Annotated in this window: 1 protein-coding gene; it reads left to right on the top strand. The window is 54.7% G+C overall.

Annotation, left to right across the window (positions count from 1 at the left end; genetic code table 11):
• Positions 1–1,262: alkyl/aryl-sulfatase (locus HYQ67_RS23770; RefSeq protein ID WP_202308645.1), on the top strand; the 1,262-nt coding region annotated here is incomplete at both ends.

Below are 1,262 nucleotides of genomic sequence, written 5' to 3'. Positions count from 1 at the left end.
ATCATGGCAGGTAACGCCATGAGCCGTCGCGCTAGTTACATGTACGGCAACCTGTTGCCTGCTGATGCGAAAGGTCAGGTTGGTGCAGGTCTGGGCACCACGACCTCTGCCGGTACCGTTACGCTTCTGGCACCAACAAACTACATCACCCACACCGGCCAGGAAGAAGTCATCGATGGTCTGACCTACGACTTTATGATGGCACCAGGCTCTGAAGCGCCTTCAGAAATGCTCTGGTATGTGAAAGAGAAGAAGATGATTGAAGCGGCAGAGGATGTGACCCACACCCTGCACAACACCTATTCTCTGCGCGGTGCGAAAATTCGCGATCCGCTGGCATGGTCGAAATACATTAATGCCGCCATCGATCGTTGGGGCAGCGATGCAGAAATTATTATTGCCCAGCACCACTGGCCGACCTGGGGTAAAGATAACGTCGTCAACCTGATGAAAGGTCAGCGCGATATGTATCGTTACATCAACGACCAGACGCTGCGCCTGGCAAACGAAGGTCTGACCCGCGATGAAATTGCGGCGAACTTCAAGCTGCCGCCGACGCTTGAGAAAACCTGGGCCAGCCGCGGCTATTACGGTTCCGTGAGCCACGACGTCAAAGCCACCTACGTGTTCTATCTCGGCTGGTTCGATGGCAACCCGGCAACGCTTGATGAACTGCCGCCGGAAGAAGCCGCGAAGAAATTTGTGGAATACATGGGCGGTGCGGACAACATCCTGCAGAAAGCCAAAGCGGATTACGACAAAGGTAACTACCGCTGGGTTGCTCAGGTTGTCAGCAAGGTGGTGTTCGCCGATCCGAAAAACAAAGCGGCCCTTGAACTGGAAGCAGACGCGCTGGAGCAGATGGGTTATCAGGCTGAATCCGGTCCATGGCGTAACTTCTACCTTAGCGGTGCGCAGGAGCTGCGTAACGGCGTAGTGAAGGCGGCAACGCCGAACACGGCAAGCCCGGATACGGTGCGTGCGATGACGCCAGAACTGCTCTTCGACTACATGGCCGTGCATATTAACGGAGAAAAAGCAGCAAACGCACACGTTGTGCTGAACTTCGACTTCGGCGACCAGGGCGGTAAATACAAGCTGGAGCTGGAAAACGGCGTACTTAACCACACGCCGAATTCAGAAGCGAAAGACGCTGATGCAACCATCAACCTTTCCCGCGATACACTCAACCGTATTGTGCTGAAAGAAGAGACCTTGCAGCAGGCCAAAGACAAAGGTGACCTGAAAATCACCGGCGACGC

The sequence above is a fragment of the Dryocola clanedunensis subsp. sulfonylureivorans genome (genome assembly GCF_016756775.1).
Lineage (GTDB): Bacteria > Pseudomonadota > Gammaproteobacteria > Enterobacterales > Enterobacteriaceae > Dryocola > Dryocola clanedunensis.
Note: the sequence above shows the minus strand (reverse complement) of the source record. Positions and strands in the feature narration are given on the sequence as shown.